The organism is Jannaschia pohangensis (assembly GCF_900113875.1).
Taxonomy (GTDB): Bacteria; Pseudomonadota; Alphaproteobacteria; order Rhodobacterales; family Rhodobacteraceae; genus Jannaschia; species Jannaschia pohangensis.
On the sequence record NZ_FORA01000008.1, the window covers coordinates 42,365 to 59,692 of the forward strand.

A 17,328-nucleotide genomic window follows, 5' to 3' on the forward strand; every position below is an offset into this window, starting at 1 on the left:
TGCGCCCGGGGTCAGACCCGCGCGGCCTCGAACGCGGCCCAAAGCTTGCGGAAGTCTTCGAGGCTGACGGGCCCCTCCTGAAGGGGGCCCAGGACGATGCCCTCGGCCGCCAGCAGCCTGTCGATGGCCGCCTCCAGACGCGGCAACACCTCTGGCGGGACCACCACTGCGCCGTGCCGATCCGAGTGGATCAGATCGCCATCGCCGACCTGCAAACCGTGGATGGTGACCGGCGTCCCGATCTCGCGGACATGGACGAAACCATGGCTCGGCCCGATGGACCCGGCGAGGATGGGGAAGCTTTCCGGCAGGTCGCCCAGATCGCGCACGACGCCATTGGTGACCGCCCCCTCCAGCCCGAAGACCGTGCCATGCACCCGGGCGTGCAACTCGCCCCACCACGCGCCCAAGGCCCCCTCCCCGTCCATGTCCTCGATCACGGCGACACCGGGCCGGGGGCCGGTCGCCATGGCCTCGAAATAGGCCATCCGGCGCGCGCGCAGGGTTGCGGGGGTTTCCTCGGGCGGGGTGCGACCCGCGATCCTTGCCGTCCGGGCAAAGCCGACGACGCGGGCCTCGGGCGGGCCGGCCCAGACCATCGTGCGGCGGGTGAAGCCGGCAAAGCCGCGCTTCCCTTGGGCCATTTCGATGGCGTTGCAGATCGTGGGCGTGTCGAAGCGGCGCAGCCGCGCGATCAAGTCGGAATGGTCCGTCATCGGGCCGTCCCCTCAAGGTCCAGAAGGGCCGCAGCACAGGCTTCGGGGTCTTCCAGGAGGGCATAGTGCCCCAGACCGTCCAACAGTCGAAAGGCCCCCTTCGGGGCATATCCGGCGGCCTCTCGCCCCACCTTCGGTGGCGTCTGGCGGTCATCCGAGCCGGTCAGGACCCAGAGGGGCAGGCCACAGGCCGACAGGGCCCGCGCGGCCCCCGGTCGCCCCATTGCAAGCTCCGTCTGCGCGGCGATATCCCCGGCGGCAACCTCGGCCATGTCGAGGATGATCCGCCGCGCCGCCTCCGGATCCGGACCCGCCAGGCCCGACAGCCCCGGGGCCAGGGCCGCTGCCCCGCCCGAGGCCGCGACCGTGCGGGCGAAGGCGTGCCGGTCCCCGGCCCGGGCCGGGTCGTCGGGATGCGGCGTGACCGCAAAGAGGATGAGGCGCGCGGCAGACAGGCGGTCGGCCAGATGGGCCGCGACAATCGCGCCAAGGGAAAACCCGCAGATCACGCTGTCGCCGGGAACCTTGCTCAGCACATCCGCATAGTCGTCGACCCCGGGCGCCCTCAACCGCACGACATGGCGTCGGGCACGGGGCACCCCCAGATGGTCGAGCATCCCGTCGAACACAGCCCCCGTGCAGAGCGTCCCGGGCACCAACACCCAATGCGCGTCCTGGATCGGCTCAGTATCCATGGCCCGAGGCATGTGCCGCCACGCCGTCGGGCACTTCCAGGGTCACCCGCACCGCCTCGCGCAGGCTGCGCGTCAGATGGGCGAAATCGTTGCCCGGCGTGACCAGACGAAAGCCCTGGGCCACACGGTCGCGCGCCTCTTCACCCGAAGTGCAGAAGATGCCCACGGGCACCCCGCGCCGGGTCGCGGCGGCGCGCACATGGGCCAGCGCGGCCTCGGATTTCGGGCGGGGATGGCCGACACCGCCGTCGAGCGCGAAGGCCATGTCATTTGGGCCCAGATAGATCATGTCGATCCCCTCGACCTCCAGGATCTCCTCGATCCGGTCCACGCCCTCTGCCGTCTCGATCATCGGGATCGCCATGACCGTGGCATTGGCCTGCGCCACATAATCCGCCCCACCATAGAGCAACCCGCGCGACGGCCCGAAACTGCGCTTGCCCGACGGCGGATAGCGGCAGGCGGCGACCAGACCCGCCGCGTCCTCGGGGGTGGAGATCATCGGACAGATCACGCCATAGGCGCCCGCATCCAGCAGGTGCATGATCTGCGCCGCATCGTTCGACGGCACCCGCACCAGCGGCGTGGCGGGGGTCGCGGAAATCGCCTGCAACATCCCGATCGCCTGTGCGGTGTCCAGCATCCCGTGTTGCAGGTCGACCGTCACCGCATGGACGCCGCTATGCCCGACCCCTTCGGCGGAATAGCCCGACCCGATGGAGAGCCAGCCGTTGACCACCACCTCTCCGGCGGCAAGGCGGGTGCGGATGCTATTGGGTCGCATCACCCGCCCCGCCGATAACTTGGCAGCAGCGACGCCTTGGCCACGAACCCGCCCGCGTCGAGACCCAGGCCCGCTGCCCGCGCGGCCTCGATCACCTCGGGGGCGAAGGTCGGGCGCTTGCGGTGGTCGCCCGACACGGTCACCAGGATTTCGACCGGGGTATCGCCAAGCGCCGTCAACGTGCGCATCGGCCCGCCGGGCACCGAATAGGTGTCCCAGGCATCCACCTCGACCGACGCATTGCCGCCATCGACATAGTCCAGCCGCACGCGCCCCTCGTGCACCATCAGCACCATCTTCTCGTCGAGCGCAAAGGGCCCGACCGCCTGCCCCGGCTCCAGCCGCAGCCATTCCGCCGAAAAGCCGTGCGGATTGGTGATGGGGGCCGCGTGTTCGCGGTTCTGCGTGATGCCGAAGCCGATCACCGGCGCGATCTGTGCGCCCCCGCCCGGCAGGTCGCGGTCAATGAACCCGGGGCGGAAATCGCGGTCCTTCCGCTGCACGAACCGCCGCGCCATTTCCGCGTGGCTCACCTCGCGCAGGGCGGCGACATCGGCGTCGGGCATGGGCGGAATGCGTCCCTCCTCGGGCGGGACCGGATCGCCCCGCGACGTATCCACCAGACGGTTCTCGGACGAGATATAGAGCCCGTAATCCGCCGCCTCGCGGATGATGTCGGGGTGAAAGATCACGCCGCCAGTGTTGTCCCCGCCCAGAATGGTGAAGAGCCAGCCGTCATCCGGTCCCGTGTTGGTGAAGCCGCGAAAGATCCAGGTCGGCACCGACAGGATGTCGCCGGGTCCGCCCGTCACCTCGTTCTCGCCCTTCGACCCCCACCGGAAGGTCCATTCGCCCCGCTGGACGATGAAGACCTCGGCGGTGAAATGGATGTGCAGGTTGTTGGTGATGCCATGGGGCATGGCGGCGGCCCCGATGTTGAAGCCATGCGCCTCGGGCAGGTTGATGATCTGCTCATCCGAAGAGGTCACCCCCGGCCCGATGATCGAATAGTTCTCCTTCAGGTGCGAGCCGGGTTTCTTGCAGTCGATGAAGGCCACGGTGCACGAGACATAGTCGGCCCGTCTGACGTGGCGCGCGGCGGCGACATCCTGGGTGATCGGGGTCATGCGGCGGTTCCTTGTGCTGCGTCGCCGTCGATCCGCTGGCCGGACGTGCGATCGAACAGATGAATACGGACCCCCGGCTTGGGGGCGAAATGGCAGGGCGCGTTGATCTCTGCCTCGAAATCGGCCGGACCCCGGGCGCAGACCGACGCCTTGCCCGTGCGCAGGGTGACAAGCGTGCTGTCCCCCGTCAATTCCAGAGCATAGAGCCGCCCCTGGATGGGCGCCTCGTCCCGTTGGATGATCTCCAGGTCTTCGGGACGCACACCCAATACGACATCGTCGCGATCCGACACGGTGACCGGCAGGCTGACGCCCTGGGCGGTAAAGACCCCGCCCCGGATCGCCCCTTCGATCAGGTTCATCGACGGCGAGCCGATGAAGCCCGCAACGAAGAGGTCGGCGGGTTCCGAATAGATGCGCTTGGGCGTATCCAGCTGCACGATCCGCCCCTCGCGCATGACGGCCACGCGGCTGGCCAGCGTCATCGCCTCCATCTGGTCGTGGGTCACATAGACGGTGGTCACCCCCAATTCGTGATGCAGGTGCTTGAGCTCGGCGCGCATGGTTACCCGCAGCTTGGCGTCCAGGTTCGACAATGGCTCGTCCATCAGGAAGATGCGCGGCTTGCGCACGATGGCCCGGGCCAGTGCCACGCGCTGCCGCTGACCGCCCGACAACTCCGACGGGCGCCGGTCCAGCAGGGCGTCAAGCTCTACCTTCTCGGCGGTCTCCTGCACCCGCGCCGCCCGGTCGGCCTTGGCCATGCCGCGCAGCTTGAGCGGGTATTCGATGTTCTGGCGCACCGTCATATGCGGATAGAGACCGTAATTCTGAAACACCATCGCGATGTCGCGGTCCTTGGGCGGCTTGTCGTTCACCCGGTCGCCGCCGATCAGGATATCGCCCGAGGTGATGTCCTCCAGCCCCGCGATCATCCGCATGGTGGTGGTCTTGCCGCACCCCGACGGCCCGAGCAGCACCAGGAATTCGCCGTCCACGATGGTCAGGCTCTGCTTGGGGACCGCAAGGAAATTGCCGTATTTCTTTTCGATGTCGACGAGGCGGATTTCGGCCATGGGATAATTCCTGCTACTTGACCGCGCCGGCCGTCATGCCGCGCGTGAAGTGTTTCTGGATCAAAAGCGCCATGATGAAGATCGGCACGGTGATCATGACGCCCGCCGCACTCATCAATTCCCAAAGGTCGCCGCGTTCGGTTCGGAAACTGACCAGGCCGACCGGCAGGGTGACCGCATCCCGTCGCGTCAGGATCAGCGCAAAAAGGAATTCGTTCCAGGTCAGGATGAAGCAGAAGATGGACGAGGTCAGGATCCCGGGCGCCGCCATCGGCAACACGATGTCCTTGATGACCCTGAGGCGCGAGGCCCCGTCGATCATCGCCGCCTCTTCGCTGTCGGTCGGGATGGCATCGATGAAGCCCTTGATCATCCAGATGACGAAGGGCGTCACGATGGCCAGGTTGACCACGATCAACGCGACCCGCGTATCCAGCAGGCCCAGGGTCCGGAACATCAAAAAGAACGGCAGCACGATGACGACCGCCGGGATGAACTGGGTCGACAGGATCAGGAAGAACAGGAACTTGCGCCCCTTCACCCGGAACCGCGAGAACGAATAGGCCGCCAGCGACGCACAGGGCACCGCAATCAGCACCGTCACCGTCGCCACGATCACCGAATTCAGGACCATGTCCCCCAGGTTCCAGGGGTCCGCGAAGACGGTCGCGAAATTCTGCAACGTCGGCTCGAAATCCAGCGACAGCGAATAGGCGTCGCGCGGCCGCTTGAACGCGGTCAGGAACATCCAGGCGATCGGAAACAGGACGATCACGGAGACCAGGGCCAGAAGCGCACGCTCCCCCCACCAGGCGAAAAGACGTCTCATGCGGTTGCCATCTTTCTCTCGCTCAGGAGCATGCGGACATACCAGATCGAGATCACCATCATGATCGCCGTCAGGATCCAGGCCAGCGCCGAGGCATAGCCCATGTCATACCACTTGAAGCCCACGTTGAAGACGAAGAAGGCCAGCGTTTCCGTCGACACCCCCGGCCCGCCCCCGGTCAGGGTGACGACCTGATCGAACATCTTGAGCGCGAAGATCGTCTTGAGCACCGCCGTCACCAGCAGGACACCTTTCATCTGCGGCAGGATGATGCCGAAGACGATGCGCAGGTTCGACGCGCCGTCCACCCGCGCCGCCTCCTCGGTCTCGCGCGGGATGGAGGCGAGACCCCCGAGGCACATGAACGTCATGTAGGGCGCCCAGTGCCAGACATCCGTCAGCACCAGAATGGCCATCGCCAAGTCCGGATCGGCCAGCCAGGGCGTCCCCTCCAGCGACGGGAATACCGCGCCGATCCCCTTGGCCAGCACGCCGAATTCCGGGTTGAACATGAAGCGATAGCTCACCCCGATCAGCGCGGGGCTCATGGCGAAGGGCAGGATCAGGATGATCCGCGTGAAGGTGTGCATTCGCCCCTTGCGCCGCAACAACAGGGCCAGCGACATCGCGATGACCAGCGTCAGCGCGACACTGGTGACCACGAAGATCGTCGTGACCCACAGCGAATTCTGAAACCCGCTCTCGCTGGCCGCGTGCAGGTAGTTGTCGACGCCGACGAACCCGCCCGGGCGGCGCTGTTTCGTCAGGTCCCATTCGCGGAACGACGTGACGAAGGAATAGGCCAGGGGATAGATCGTCGTGGCCAGCACGATCACGAAAGCCGGGATCAGCAGCCAATAGGGCAGCAGGCGGTCCTTCACGGGGACACCTCGCAATCGGGACAGGGAAATGGGGGGCAAGCCGCGAACGGCTTGCCCCGATTGGGATCAGCGGATCGCCGCGATCTCTTGGGCAGCGGTGTCGAGCGTCGCCTTGATGTCGTCGGACTCGCCCGACGCAAGGCTCGAAATCGCCGTCTCCAGGATTTCAGAGATGCGCGGCCAGTCTTCACCGAACTCGATCCCTTCAGCCGTGGCCAGGGCATCCGCCGCCGCCTGATGCATCCCGCCCCACCGGGCGTTCACGTCCGCGTCGGTCAGGTTCGACATGTGCACCGCCACAACCTCGGTCAGCTCGGGGTCGAGCAGGACCTCACGCTCCAGCGCGGGATCGGTCAGCCAGCCGAGGAATTCCGCCGCCGCGTCTTTGGACTGCGACCCTTCGGTGACCGAGAAGATCCAGGTGTTGGTATAGGTGCTGCGGTCCGCACCGGCCACGGCGGGCAGCGCGGTAAAGCCGACCTGATCTTCGGTCAGGGTCGATTGCTCCGGATCGGTCAGCTGCGAGCGGACCCACCACCAGACCGGCAGCATGGCGGAGTTGCCCTGCTTGAAGCTGTTGACGGCATCCTGCTCCACGAACACGGCCGATCCCGGCGGAACGATCTCTTCCTGGCGCAGATAGCCGACATAGGTCTCGGTCGCCTTGACCCCGGCCTCCGAATTGAAGGTCGGCGCGCCGTCGGCATCGAACAGATCGCCGCCATTGCCCCACAGCAGGTTCATCCAGACCATCAGGTTCTGACCGCTCAGCTTGCCATAGGGCAGCGCCACGCCGGCGGCATCGCTGCTGTCCTGCACGGCCTTTGCGACGGTCACCATTTCTTCCCAGGTGCTCGGCGGGGCGACACCCGCCGCTTCCAGCAGGTCGGGCCGATAGAACAGAAGCTGCACATGGCCCCGCACCGGCAGGCCGATCAGCTCACCGTTCAACATTCCGTGGCGCAGGTGCGCCGCCGGGAAATCCGTGAGGTCCGTGCCCTGCGCCTCGATTGCGGGCCCGATCGGCTCCACCAGGTTCTGCAACGACACGACCCACTGATCCATGATCGACACGACGTCGTAATCGCCGCCGCCCGCGACCATCTCGGTCGTCAGCGCCTCTTTCATGTTGGGGAACGGCACGTAGTCATAGACCACGTCGATGCCCGTCGCCTCCTCGAAGGCCGCGACGCGGGCTTCATGGGCTTCGAACTGGCTCGATTTGACGGCCAGCACGTTGACGGTCTGCCCCTCGAAGGGCTTTCCCTCGGTCGGCTCCCAGGCGAGCGCCGCAGTTCCGAAAAGGGCCGCGGTTATGGCGACCGTGCTTGTAAGTGATTTCATGACTTCCTCCCAAACGTCTGTCCCCACGCTACCCTGCTTTGGAAATTTTCGTCAATAATATTATTGATAATCTTGCGTGGTCTTGGAGAAACCCCCATGCTAACCTCGCATTACAGCCGATTTCGGAGAGGTTTCATGCAGGACAGTCTGGCCGCCGATCTGGAGAATGACATCATCTTCGGGCGTTATCCCCCGGGCACGCGCATCGTCGAGGACCGGGTGATGGAGCGTTACGATGCCAAGCGGCACGCCGTTCGCAATGCCTTCGCCGTGCTCGAAAAGCGCGGCCTGCTGGTGCATCGGCCCAATCGCGGCGTCGAAGTCGTCGACTTCACCCCCGAACAGGTCGATTCGCTTTATGACGTGCGCATCCTCCTCGAGACGGCCGCGGCCGAGCGGACCGCCCTGCCCTGCCCGTCCGACATCGCCGCCCGGCTTCTGGATGTCGCGCACCGCCACAAGGCCGCCGTTGCCAACAAGGATTTCCGCGAGGTGTTCCGCCTCAACCAGGAGTTCCATGACATCCAGTTCTCCTGCTGCGAAAACGACATCCTGGCCGAGCTGGTCCGCGCCCATGCCCGCACCGCGCAGCCCATCCGCGTCGTCAAATACGAGGATGACGCCCATATGGCCCGGGTCGTGGAGCAGCATTTCGAGATCATCAAGGCCATGCAGGGCACGTCGACCGAAGCCCTGGTCCGCGCCGTGCGCGCCCACCTCCCTGCCTCGGCCAATGCCTACCGCGTCCTCTTCGAGCGAAAGTTCGGTCCCTCCGCGGCTGCCGAGTGACCTTTTCCGGCTCTACAACGCCATTTAGAGCCGCATTTGCGTCGTCCCTTTCGACTTGCGCTTGTCCCGCCCCAAGACCCGTCTAGGCCGTTCGCGGCACGATGGTGATCCGCCGACCGCGCCCGATCTCTGCCTCGACCGCTTCGGCCAGGGGCGTCATCAGGTGGGTCTGGACGTAATGCGCGGCGAACCGCGACGGGGCCGACAGCACCACATGGCTCCCGTCGTCCGACGTCATCTGAAGCCCCGCGATCCAGGCCGCATGCTGCGCCGGGTCCACCAGCCGAAGGCGCCGTGACGCCGCCAGCCAGGTGCCCCGCGCCACGGGTTCGTTATCGGCCGTTTTCCCCGTATCAGAGACGGTCGACGGCTCTGATACGACCGGAACCGGCGTCAACCGCTCCGCATGGTCCGGTCCGACCAAGGGCCAGAACTCCGCCGCCTTCTGCCAGATCTCCACCAGGTCCAGACGATAGGCCCCTGCCCTCCCGCGCGCCCCAAGCCGCTTGCACACCACCAACCGCGCCGCCTGCCAGGCCCGCACCTCGCGCTTCACGGTCCGCTCGGTCACGCCCCACATCCGGGCCATGTCGCGCTGACAGACGCAGAATTCGTCCTGACGCCAGTTGTAGCGTGCCGTAATCACCGCGATCAGCCGCAGCGCCGAGACCTGCAAGGCCCCCCCGCCCTGCATCCCGATCAACGCCAGCGCCGTCAGCACGTCATATTTTGCCGATCCCGCCTGTGGTCCATTGAATTGGCCGGGTTTCAGCAACCCGCTGTCCATCTTCATCGCCTGTCCGCCTTTGCCGCCCTGCCCTCTTGTCGGGGCCTGGGTCGTTCCGATTCTTGCTTGGGGATAAGAAGGGCGAAACTCCTGTCCTTTGTCAACGATTTCCAAGAAACGGGATTTCAGCCCGGCTCAAATCAAAAATAAGAATGGATAGGGATATTGGTTTAGGGGGACATGTAGTGACACCATATCGGCTGTTTCATGTCCCCGAAAGACCCTGCACATCAGGTTTTTCCGTGCCGGACCCTCCTGCTTTCGCGTATGTCGCCGGAAAAAACGCGAATTTTCATTTTGCCGAATTCGGAATATCCCGTTATTGCGAATATCAGACGAACCTACACGATAACGCAAACGAGGACGAGCAGCCCATGCGCAATCATACCGACCTTCTGACCCTGAACGAACGCAGCCTTGCGCAACAGGCCGCGGTGCGTCGGGCGACCTTCTCTCCGGGCGAAGTGAAAGAGCTTCGCCCCTTCTCCATCTGGGAGATCAGTCAGTTCATGCTCGGCGTGCCCGCCGATACCCTGCGCAAGAAGCTGGCCGACGATCCCTCCCTGCCCCAGGGCACGGTCGAGGAAGACGGCCGCCAGCGCTGGTTCACCCTGTCCGAAATCAACGAGCTGCGCCGCCGCCTGCGGTTTCGCGGCAAGTCCCTCCTGCCCCGTCGTCCGCGCGGTCGGGCGATGCGCGTCGCCGTCAGCAACTTCAAGGGCGGTGTCGGCAAGACGGTAGTGGCACAACATCTGGCGCATGCCGCCGCTCTCGACGGCTACCGCGTGCTCTGCGTCGACTTCGACCCGCAGGCCACGCTGACCCATTCCATGGGGTTGGTCGAGGTCAAGGAGTGGCAGACGGTCTGGGGCATCATGTGTCGCGATCTCTGTCGCGAGGCGGACCGCATCACCGCCACCTATGACGACCCCGACGATTGCCCGCACCCTTCGGCAGACGAGCTGCCCGAAGACGTCCAGAGCATCGGCGCGCAGCGGGTGCAGGACTTCATCCAGCCGACTTGCTGGCCCACCATCGACATCATCCCCTCCTGCGCCAACGCGGCCTTCGTCGAGTTCGCCTCGGCCCAATACCGCGCCCTCCACAAGGCCTGGACCTTCTTCGGCTGCGTGGCGCGCTATCTCGACGAATTGGCCGACGATCAATACGACCTCATCATCTTCGATTGCCCGCCGGCCATCGGCTATCAGAGCCTGAACGCTGCCTTCGCCGCCGATATCCTCTATATCCCGTCCGGTCCCGGCTATTGGGAGTACGACAGTACGACGTCCTATCTGGGCCAGCTTGGCGATGCGATGGCCGACATCTCCGAAGGCTTCGCGGGCCTGGCCGAGGAAGCGGGCCTGCACTTGCCCAAAAGCTTCCGCGACATTCGCCTGCTGATGACCCGCTATGAGGCGAACAATCCGCTGCACGCCGCCATGTCAGACGCCTTCGCCAATGTCTTCGGCGCCGACCTTTGCCGCCATCCGATCGAGATGACGCGCGCCGTCGAACAATCGGGCCGGTTCCAGATGTCCGTCTATGAACAGGACTATCGCCAGATGACGCGGGAGACCTGGAAGCGCGCGCGGCAGAGTTTTGATCGCGCCTACGAGGAGTTCAAGGATACGGTCCTCTCTGCCTGGACCGAATCGGATGTGGCGAAAGGAGACGCGGCATGACCTCCAAGAACAAGTTCGGCTTCGACCCGGTCGAAACCCCTGCCCCGATCCGGCGCGACCGCCGCCCCGGTCCGATGGGTGCCGCCGTTCGCGAGACGGCGGAGTCCCTGTCCGAGAGCACGGACGCCAAGATCGAACAGCGGCGGCGCAACGCCGAGGACGCCAAGGCCTTTCGCGCCGCCGAGGCCGAGGGGCGGATCCTGGTGACCATTCCGCTCGACGCGATCCGCACCGATGCCCTGCCCCGCGACCGGCTGGAGCTGGAGGCGGTGGCTGCGTCGGACGAGATGGAGGAGCTCAAGACCTCGATCCGCGCCCGGGGTCAGCGCGAACCGATCGAGGTTTGGCGCGACGACGATTGCTATCAGCTCAAGAAAGGCTGGCGGCGTCTGACGGCGTTGCGCCAACTGCTGACCGAAACCGGCGACACGCAATTCGCGACGGTCACCGCGCGCATCGAGGGCGGCGAGGATGACCGCCTGGCCCGCTATGTGGACATGGTCGAGGAGAACGTGGTCCGCGAAGATTTGACCTTCGCCGAGATGGCGCAGGTCGCGCTGGCCGCCGCAGAGGACGGGGAGGTGGACGAGATCGACCCCGACGCGATGGTCGGGCGTCTCTATGGATCGCTGCACAAGACCAAGCGCTCCTACATCCGCGCCTTCGTCTACCTGCTGTCGGTTCTCGGCGACGACCTGCGCTGGCCCAAGGCGGTCGGGCGCAACCTGGGCGTCGAGGTGTCGCGCACCATCCGCAGCCAGGCCGAGGTGGCGGCGCTGCGCGATGCGCTGGCCGGGTGCCGGGATGCGGAGGCGCAGAACCGCGCGCTTATGGGCTTTGTGCAGACCGCCAAGAAGGGGGCAGGGGATACGGCGAAGGAACGCGCGCCACGCCCCAAGCTGGAGTTCCACATCGGGGCCACGAAGATCACCGCGCGCAATGGGGAATGCCGGATCGTCAGCGAGACGGACTTTGCCGAAGTGCCGCGCGAACGGCTGGAACAGGCCATCAAGGCCTTCGAGGCAGAGCTGCGCGGACGCCCGAGAATTCGCCAGCTCTAGCGGTTACCCACGGGTAACCGCACGGAGCCGGGTTACCCATGGGTAACCGCCGACACCCAACCCAAGAGGTTACCCGCGGGTAACCGGACGCGATCAGGGGTTACCCATGGGTAACCCCGACTTGGGTCAGAAAACCCGGAGGTTACCCACGGGTAACCCGCCAGAAATCCACTAATATATTGTTTTAAAACAATAACTATCGAACGTCGACCGTTTCGACGGCCAGAATGGCGCGCGACAGGTCATCGGGTAACCCGGTGAAGACGTCCTGCGCCAACTGGCCCATCCGTCCCCGCAGGGCCGACGGCGCCGTGCGCGTGGCGAGGGCGAGAACAACCTGCCGGGTATCGCGCGACACCCCGTCCCGGGTCACCGGCGCATCGAAACGGGCCAGGTTGCCCGAGATCGTGGTGAAGGGGGCCAGGTCCTGTACCACGCCGTTGTCGTCGATCAGAAGCAGCGTCAGGAACCGGCCGCCGACCCCCTGCACGATGCCGGTCAGGGCCGTGCCGCTGTCGACGACGCGCGCGTCGAGGCGAAGGCCAAGGCGGGTCGCGGGATAGTCTTGTGTCTGCGCCACCCAATCGAGGACCGGGCATTGCCGCCCGTCGATGAAGTCGCGGGTCTGCGGCGTCTCGGCCAGATCGCCGCTCAGCACATCGCGGGCCAGCGCGTCGAGCGCGCCGCCGTCGCTGCCGATGAGGGCGAGGGAGGCGCCGTCGCTGCCGGCCCGGCGCGGCAGGGCGAGGGCACAGGACTGGCCGGGGGTCGCGGCCACGCGGCCGATGAGGGCGCTGACGGCGATGTCCTGCACACTGGGCGGGGCAGGGGCGGTGGTGCCGCTGCCGGTTCCGCCGCCGCCCGATGGGGGCGTGGACGGGCGGACGAGGCTTGGTCCCGAAATCGAAGCGATGACGTCCGGGGCCGGGGCCACCGGGCCGGTGACGATAACGTCACTGCGGATCGCTGCGGTCGGCACGCCACCACCGCCACCGCCCGACAGACCCGGACCGGCGAGCGGCGAGATCGGCGCGACGGGGCCCACCGGGGCCACGACTTCGGGCCCGGTCGCGGCGATGACGGGTGCCACCGGGGTGACCGGGCTGGTGATGGAGGGCGCGACCGGCGCCGTCGCCGGCGCCGCCACCACGGGCGCGGTCAACTCGGGCGTGACGGGGGCCACGGGGACAGCGACCTGTGGGTCGATCGGTGGATCGTCGGGGATCGGCGCTTCGGGCAGGGCGGGGTCTACGGGGTCCGCGATCTCGGGCCCTTCGACGGGGGGAAGGGCCTCGGGCGGGTCGAGGCTCGGCGTGACATCGGGGGGCGGGTCCACTGTCATGACGCCGGCCAGGGTCGAGGGCGTCAGGGTTTCGAGCGTGATGGCAAAGCGCGGCTCTGCGGCGTCCGGCTCGACCGGCGGCGGAGCCGTCTGCGCCAGCATCAGAATTCCACCCGCCGCGCCCATGTGGAGCAGCACCGATCCGACGATGGACAGGGGCCAGCGACCGGGGCGGCCCGCATCGGGCAGGAAGGGGGCCATGCCGCCCATCAGTCGACGTCCAGCGTGACGAGGCGGATCTCGATCCCGCGCAGGGTCGGGTTGTCGAGAAGCGCGATGAGGTCGCGCGCCCGCGCATCGCCCTCGATCAGGACGTGGAGGACGGGCGATGTCGCGTCGGTGGCGGCCATGATCGACGGGCCGAGCAGGGTCGCGGTCACAGGCGCGTCATCGAGGGTCAGGCTGCCGTCCGGGGCCACCACCAGCAGGGGCCGGGGCAGGGGGGCAATGGGCAGGTCGATGGTGCGCGCCAGATCGACGCCCGGATCGCGTCCGCCGAAGAGCTGCCCCGTGGCCAGAAAGAAAAAGATCAGCAGGAGGACAATGTTCACGATGGCGAAGGACGTGTCGAGACCGGCGGTCTTGTCGCGTTTCGGAGGCAGGCGGCTCTGCATGGCTCAGGTCCCGCTGGCGGCGATGCGGACGGCGGAGATGCCGCTGCCGGTCAGCCGTTCGAGGACGGTGGCCACATCGCGGACCCGGGCCTGATCGCGCAGGACCAGCACCACCTGCGCGCCCTCGGGCAGGGTGGCGGCCAGGTCGGCGATGTCGTCGAGGGCGAAGCGCTGACCGCCGACCAGCAGGCCGTCCGCCTCGACCGTCCAGAGGATCGTGCCGGGGGGTGTCGCCGCCGAAGTGCCGGGATCGTTGCCGCCTGCGCCGCCCGGGGTGCCGACGTCGGACGGCCCGCCCTGAAGCAGGAGATTCGAATAGGGTGTGAGGTTCGAGGCGAGCATGAAGAAGATCAGCAGCTGGAACATCGTATCGGCCAGCGACGTGAGCGGCACGCGCATGCGGTTCGGCCTGCGCCGGGGCAGTTCGATGGCGCGGACCGATGCGCTGACGAGTGTCATCCCCGCGCCGACCCCGGCAGCCCGGCGCCCGTGTCGACACGCCCGTGGATCGCCGCCGAGAGGAGGGTTTCCATCCGCGCGCGCTCTGCGTCGATCCGGCTTTCGAGCATGTTGGCGATGACATATGCGACCAGCGCGATGGCAAGGCCCGCCGCCGTGGTGGTCAGCGCCGTCCAGATACCGCCGGCCAGTTCGGTCGGATCGGCGGCCCCCTGGGCCAGCGACAGGGCCGAGAAGGCGTCGATCATGCCGATGACCGTGCCCAGAAGGCCGAGCATGGGCGCGGCCTGCACGACCATCTCCAGCAGGCGCATGCGGGAGCCCAGGGCGGTGAGTTCACCCAAGGCCACCTGACGGCCCAGTTCCTCGGCATAGCGGGGATCGTCGGGTCGGGCCTGAAGGCCGCTGAACACGGCCTGAAGGATGCGGGCGGCGCCCGACTTCCGCGCCGCGGCCTGTTCCTGCGCCCGGGGGGCCTGACCCGAGAGCCAGTTTTCCAGGATCGTCTCGGCCTCCTTGCGGCGTCCGAGGCCCAGGCGTCGGAACTGCGCCATCTTCCACAGGCCGGTGGCGACGGCGGTGACCGACAACAGGGCGAGCAGGGCGAAGATGATCAGCGTGGGCAGACCGAACTGCGCGAAATCGGGCATTTGGTCAGATCCCGAACTGGATGTCGGTCAGGGACCGGGCGGCCAGGGAGCTCAGGCAGATGCCCGCGTTCTCGGTGCCTTCGACGGTGCAGACGATGGCGTCATTGGCGACGATACCCGACACGTCGCCGCAGGCCATGCCACCCACGTCGAACTGAAGGATCCGGGTCTTGCCCGCGACCATTGCGCCGAAGTCGAAGGCGACGATCTGGGTCACGCGGCCCGAGGTGTCGAAGACGGCGAATTCATAGGCGACCTGATCGAGCGGGGTGCCGGTCTGGTTGCGCGCCACGAAGGTCAGGCGGCAGTTGCCCGCGTCGGTGTCGGCGGCGCCGTTCAGCTCGATCTCGAAGGCGGTGTCGGGCGCATCCTGAGGCGCGGCGGCGTCCTGGGCGAAAGCGGGGGCGGCGGCCAGCAGGAGGAGGCCGGTCAGGGAAGAAATGCGCATCGGAAGGAACCTTGGTTAACGTCAGGTCCCCAATGGTCCGCCGCGTGCCCCCCGATGTCAAGAAAAGGGGCCGCGAAACGGCCCCCTGATTTCGAAACGGGTTGTTCGCCTAGCGGAATACGCCGCTGGCGAGGTTCGCGCGTTCGATCGTGATGGTCGACGGTGCCCGTTCCACGACGCGCGACGGCGCGGCCGGGCGGGGTGCTGCGGCGACTGGTGTCCGGGGGGCCGGATTGCGGGCCAGCGCCTCGGCGGCGCCATTGTCGTCGTCGAAATCGGCCGGACGCTCGACCGGACGCGGCACCGAGTCAAAGTCCTTGAAAATCGATCCGGTGCCGACCTGGCCGCCTTCATCGACCACGTCCTCGACCTCGGTCACGTCAAGATCGATTCGCGGCGCTTGCGGGACCGAGGTGATCGACGGGGCGGCGCCCAGACTTTCCACGGGACCGGGCATCACGAAAGCTTGCAATGAGGTACGTTTCTCCTGCGTATGACTCGCGACAAGCACAAAGCCGGCAGCAGCTGTGAGGGCTAATAGGCCCACGGTGGAGACAAAAATAATTTTCATAAACTCTAGTATACCACCCAAATCCGTCCTTTGCATCCGGCCTGTCGTCACTTTATGCAAAACACCGTGTTTCCAATGTCACGCGGGAGAGTGATGCGCCGGATCCTGCTCTTTCTCGGCGTTTTGGTGCTGCTGTCCGCGGGCGGGTTTTCACGCCCTGCCATGGCGCAATTTACCGTTTGTAATCAAAGTTTTGACGTCGTCAATCTGGCGCTCGGGCGCTTTGATGTCGACGTGTTCGAGACGCGGGGGTGGTGGACGGTCGGCCCCAACCAATGCGTCGACCTGATCGAGGGCGAGTTGTCGGTGCGCTTCGTCTATGTCTTCGCCAAGGACGTGTTCGGGCGCCCGGTTCTGCCCGGTGGCGTGCCTATGTGTCTGGGATCGGAACGTTTTGTCATCCGGGGCGAGCAGAATTGCCTGGCCCGCGGCTATCAGGAAGCACGGTTCCAGGAGGTCGACACCCGCAAAAGCGAGCGCTGGACGCTCTTCCTCGCGCAACCGGGCTAGCGGCAAGGCGGTATTCCGCCTATATTGGCACGATGACACGGGGTACGATCATTTCCGGGCTGGCTTTGCTGGCGCTGACCGTCGCGTTGCCTGCCGCCGCGCAGGACCGCAGTGTTGCGACTCCGGTGACGCGCGCGGCGACCGCCGTGTCCCCCATTTCCCCGGTGTCGCAGGTTTCTGCGGTGCGGGTTTTCACCCCTCTAGCCACGACCGTGTCGGCCACCGCGCAGCCGGTCCTGGCCAGTGCCGGAAGTTCGGGGGGTCTGCCGCGCCCGTCGATCATCCTTGGGATCGTGGCACAACCCGAGCGGACGTTCGATGCCCTGCCCGAGTCGACCGAAGCCGAGGTCGAGGAGATCGCCTGGGACAACCTCGCGGCTCGTCAGGCGATGCAGCGGCAGGATACGGAATTGTATGCCCGGCTGGTCGAGACCGGCGCCTTCGATCCGCCCGAAGGATCGTTGACCCGCGCGCTCCAGACCGAGTTGGCGCGGATGAATTGCTACGGCTCGGGGATCGACGGGGATTGGGGCCGGGGGTCGCAAGCCTCGGTCACGCGCTATGTCGAAGCCGGCGGGGCAGAGCCGCCTGATGGCACCGACGCGACCATCGGCCTGTGGCGGCACATCATCGCCGCCGATGATGTGGAATGTCCGGAGATCGTGATCGCTGCCCCGGCGCGTCCGGCGGCGAGCAGTGGTGGAAGCACGTCAAGTCGTCCCACGACCACGCAGGCGCGGCCCCAGACGGCGGCTGTCCGCCCGCCGGCGCCGCCGCCCGCTCAGCCGACGCAGCAACCGACCGCGACGTCGTCCCGGGGACTTGGCCTGCGCGGCGGGACAGGGGCCCTGCGGTAACAGGCGGGGGGCCGGACGCTGGACGTCGATCCGAAATTCAAATCTTCGGCCAGACTGGCGCGCAATCGTCGGATCAAACGACGTGCCGCCTGGGCGGGGGGTA

General features: G+C 66.6%; 20 protein-coding genes. 5 read left to right on the plus strand and 15 right to left on the minus strand.

The window, feature by feature from the left end; translation table 11 throughout:
- Positions 1-11: 11 nt before the first annotated feature.
- The 8 genes from BM002_RS18060 to BM002_RS18095 form a co-directional block, all read right to left on the minus strand.
- On the minus strand, positions 12-716 hold the full coding sequence (locus tag BM002_RS18060; protein ID WP_092784768.1) for an RraA family protein: 705 nt from the start codon (positions 714-716) through the stop codon (positions 12-14).
- On the minus strand, positions 713-1,411 hold the full coding sequence (locus BM002_RS18065) for an alpha/beta fold hydrolase (RefSeq protein WP_175484960.1): 699 nt from the start codon (positions 1,409-1,411) through the stop codon (positions 713-715). The genes BM002_RS18060 and BM002_RS18065 overlap by 4 nt, the downstream gene beginning before the upstream one ends.
- Positions 1,401-2,195 (minus strand): HpcH/HpaI aldolase family protein, encoded by a 795-nt coding sequence (locus BM002_RS18070; protein ID WP_092784774.1) that lies wholly within the window; start codon positions 2,193-2,195, stop codon positions 1,401-1,403. Before BM002_RS18070 ends, BM002_RS18065 begins: the two co-directional genes overlap by 11 nt.
- A complete protein-coding gene (locus tag BM002_RS18075) occupies positions 2,195-3,322 on the minus strand; it encodes a cupin domain-containing protein (RefSeq protein ID WP_092784777.1) in 1,128 nt (375 codons plus the stop codon). Before BM002_RS18075 ends, BM002_RS18070 begins: the two co-directional genes overlap by 1 nt.
- Complete coding sequence (locus tag BM002_RS18080) at positions 3,319-4,398, minus strand: ABC transporter ATP-binding protein (protein ID WP_092784780.1); 1,080 nt, start codon at positions 4,396-4,398, stop codon at positions 3,319-3,321. Before BM002_RS18080 ends, BM002_RS18075 begins: the two co-directional genes overlap by 4 nt.
- 13 nt (positions 4,399-4,411) lie before the next feature.
- On the minus strand, positions 4,412-5,227 hold the full coding sequence (locus tag BM002_RS18085; RefSeq protein WP_092784783.1) for a carbohydrate ABC transporter permease: 816 nt from the start codon (positions 5,225-5,227) through the stop codon (positions 4,412-4,414).
- On the minus strand, positions 5,224-6,108 hold the full coding sequence (locus tag BM002_RS18090) for a carbohydrate ABC transporter permease (RefSeq protein WP_092784786.1): 885 nt from the start codon (positions 6,106-6,108) through the stop codon (positions 5,224-5,226). The genes BM002_RS18085 and BM002_RS18090 overlap by 4 nt, the downstream gene beginning before the upstream one ends.
- A gap of 66 nt (positions 6,109-6,174) precedes the next feature.
- On the minus strand, positions 6,175-7,452 hold the full coding sequence (locus BM002_RS18095) for an ABC transporter substrate-binding protein (RefSeq protein WP_092784789.1): 1,278 nt from the start codon (positions 7,450-7,452) through the stop codon (positions 6,175-6,177).
- 135 nt (positions 7,453-7,587) lie between these two features.
- On the opposite strand from BM002_RS18095, the gene BM002_RS18100 reads away from it, so the two are divergent.
- Complete coding sequence (locus tag BM002_RS18100; protein WP_175484961.1) at positions 7,588-8,241, plus strand: GntR family transcriptional regulator; 654 nt, start codon at positions 7,588-7,590, stop codon at positions 8,239-8,241.
- Between the two features lie 82 nt (positions 8,242-8,323).
- Here BM002_RS18100 and BM002_RS18105 read toward each other — a convergent pair whose 3' ends face one another.
- On the minus strand, positions 8,324-9,034 hold the full coding sequence (locus tag BM002_RS18105) for a DnaA N-terminal domain-containing protein (RefSeq protein WP_092784795.1): 711 nt from the start codon (positions 9,032-9,034) through the stop codon (positions 8,324-8,326).
- Positions 9,035-9,402: 368 nt separating this feature from the next.
- Here BM002_RS18105 and BM002_RS18110 point away from each other — a divergent pair, with 368 nt between their 5' ends.
- Together BM002_RS18110 and BM002_RS18115 are read left to right on the plus strand one after the other, a co-directional pair.
- Positions 9,403-10,713 (plus strand): AAA family ATPase, encoded by a 1,311-nt coding sequence (locus BM002_RS18110; RefSeq protein WP_092784871.1) that lies wholly within the window; start codon positions 9,403-9,405, stop codon positions 10,711-10,713.
- Positions 10,710-11,774 (plus strand): ParB/RepB/Spo0J family partition protein, encoded by a 1,065-nt coding sequence (locus tag BM002_RS18115; RefSeq protein ID WP_092784798.1) that lies wholly within the window; start codon positions 10,710-10,712, stop codon positions 11,772-11,774. Before BM002_RS18110 ends, BM002_RS18115 begins: the two co-directional genes overlap by 4 nt.
- Before the next feature lie 196 nt (positions 11,775-11,970).
- Here the strand turns inward: BM002_RS18115 and BM002_RS18120 are convergent, their stop codons facing one another.
- The 6 genes from BM002_RS18120 to BM002_RS18145 all read right to left on the minus strand — a co-directional run bounded on the left by BM002_RS18120 (position 11,971) and on the right by BM002_RS18145 (position 15,858).
- Positions 11,971-13,326: a hypothetical protein gene (locus tag BM002_RS18120; protein ID WP_092784801.1), complete on the minus strand. Its 1,356-nt coding sequence runs from the start codon at positions 13,324-13,326 to the stop codon at positions 11,971-11,973.
- Positions 13,326-13,730 (minus strand): ExbD/TolR family protein, encoded by a 405-nt coding sequence (locus BM002_RS18125; protein ID WP_092784804.1) that lies wholly within the window; start codon positions 13,728-13,730, stop codon positions 13,326-13,328. The genes BM002_RS18120 and BM002_RS18125 overlap by 1 nt, the downstream gene beginning before the upstream one ends.
- Before the next feature lie 3 nt (positions 13,731-13,733).
- A complete protein-coding gene (locus tag BM002_RS18130) occupies positions 13,734-14,189 on the minus strand; it encodes an ExbD/TolR family protein (RefSeq protein ID WP_092784807.1) in 456 nt (151 codons plus the stop codon).
- Entirely contained in the window at positions 14,186-14,839 is a 654-nt protein-coding gene (locus BM002_RS18135; RefSeq protein ID WP_092784810.1) for a MotA/TolQ/ExbB proton channel family protein, read from the minus strand. The genes BM002_RS18130 and BM002_RS18135 overlap by 4 nt, the downstream gene beginning before the upstream one ends.
- Before the next feature lie 4 nt (positions 14,840-14,843).
- Positions 14,844-15,287, minus strand: a complete 444-nt coding sequence (locus tag BM002_RS18140) for a hypothetical protein (RefSeq protein WP_245749318.1) — start codon at positions 15,285-15,287, stop codon at positions 14,844-14,846.
- Between the two features lie 109 nt (positions 15,288-15,396).
- A complete protein-coding gene (locus tag BM002_RS18145) occupies positions 15,397-15,858 on the minus strand; it encodes a hypothetical protein (RefSeq protein WP_139212417.1) in 462 nt (153 codons plus the stop codon).
- Positions 15,859-15,951: 93 nt separating this feature from the next.
- Between BM002_RS18145 and BM002_RS18150 the strand changes: the two genes are divergently transcribed.
- Together BM002_RS18150 and BM002_RS18155 are read left to right on the plus strand one after the other, a co-directional pair.
- A complete protein-coding gene (locus BM002_RS18150) occupies positions 15,952-16,368 on the plus strand; it encodes a DUF1036 domain-containing protein (RefSeq protein ID WP_092784815.1) in 417 nt (138 codons plus the stop codon).
- Positions 16,369-16,400: 32 nt separating this feature from the next.
- A complete protein-coding gene (locus tag BM002_RS18155; RefSeq protein ID WP_139212418.1) occupies positions 16,401-17,225 on the plus strand; it encodes a hypothetical protein in 825 nt (274 codons plus the stop codon).
- Positions 17,226-17,328 lie beyond the last annotated feature (103 nt).

Coding starts and splice junctions, on each gene's coding strand:
- BM002_RS18145 (WP_139212417.1), bottom strand. CDS start 15,858: ATGAAAATTATTTTTGTCTCCACCGTGGGCCTATTAGCCCTCACAGCT.
- BM002_RS18080 (WP_092784780.1), bottom strand. CDS start 4,398: ATGGCCGAAATCCGCCTCGTCGACATCGAAAAGAAATACGGCAATTTC.
- BM002_RS18085 (WP_092784783.1), bottom strand. CDS start 5,227: ATGAGACGTCTTTTCGCCTGGTGGGGGGAGCGTGCGCTTCTGGCCCTG.
- BM002_RS18120 (WP_092784801.1), bottom strand. CDS start 13,326: ATGGGCGGCATGGCCCCCTTCCTGCCCGATGCGGGCCGCCCCGGTCGC.
- BM002_RS18110 (WP_092784871.1), top strand. CDS start 9,403: ATGCGCAATCATACCGACCTTCTGACCCTGAACGAACGCAGCCTTGCG.
- BM002_RS18130 (WP_092784807.1), bottom strand. CDS start 14,189: ATGACACTCGTCAGCGCATCGGTCCGCGCCATCGAACTGCCCCGGCGC.
- BM002_RS18095 (WP_092784789.1), bottom strand. CDS start 7,452: ATGAAATCACTTACAAGCACGGTCGCCATAACCGCGGCCCTTTTCGGA.
- BM002_RS18155 (WP_139212418.1), top strand. CDS start 16,401: ATGACACGGGGTACGATCATTTCCGGGCTGGCTTTGCTGGCGCTGACC.
- BM002_RS18115 (WP_092784798.1), top strand. CDS start 10,710: ATGACCTCCAAGAACAAGTTCGGCTTCGACCCGGTCGAAACCCCTGCC.
- BM002_RS18150 (WP_092784815.1), top strand. CDS start 15,952: ATGCGCCGGATCCTGCTCTTTCTCGGCGTTTTGGTGCTGCTGTCCGCG.
- BM002_RS18100 (WP_175484961.1), top strand. CDS start 7,588: ATGCAGGACAGTCTGGCCGCCGATCTGGAGAATGACATCATCTTCGGG.
- BM002_RS18070 (WP_092784774.1), bottom strand. CDS start 2,195: ATGCGACCCAATAGCATCCGCACCCGCCTTGCCGCCGGAGAGGTGGTG.
- BM002_RS18075 (WP_092784777.1), bottom strand. CDS start 3,322: ATGACCCCGATCACCCAGGATGTCGCCGCCGCGCGCCACGTCAGACGG.
- BM002_RS18125 (WP_092784804.1), bottom strand. CDS start 13,730: ATGCAGAGCCGCCTGCCTCCGAAACGCGACAAGACCGCCGGTCTCGAC.
- BM002_RS18105 (WP_092784795.1), bottom strand. CDS start 9,034: ATGAAGATGGACAGCGGGTTGCTGAAACCCGGCCAATTCAATGGACCA.
- BM002_RS18060 (WP_092784768.1), bottom strand. CDS start 716: ATGACGGACCATTCCGACTTGATCGCGCGGCTGCGCCGCTTCGACACG.
- BM002_RS18135 (WP_092784810.1), bottom strand. CDS start 14,839: ATGCCCGATTTCGCGCAGTTCGGTCTGCCCACGCTGATCATCTTCGCC.
- BM002_RS18065 (WP_175484960.1), bottom strand. CDS start 1,411: ATGGATACTGAGCCGATCCAGGACGCGCATTGGGTGTTGGTGCCCGGG.
- BM002_RS18140 (WP_245749318.1), bottom strand. CDS start 15,287: ATGCGCATTTCTTCCCTGACCGGCCTCCTCCTGCTGGCCGCCGCCCCC.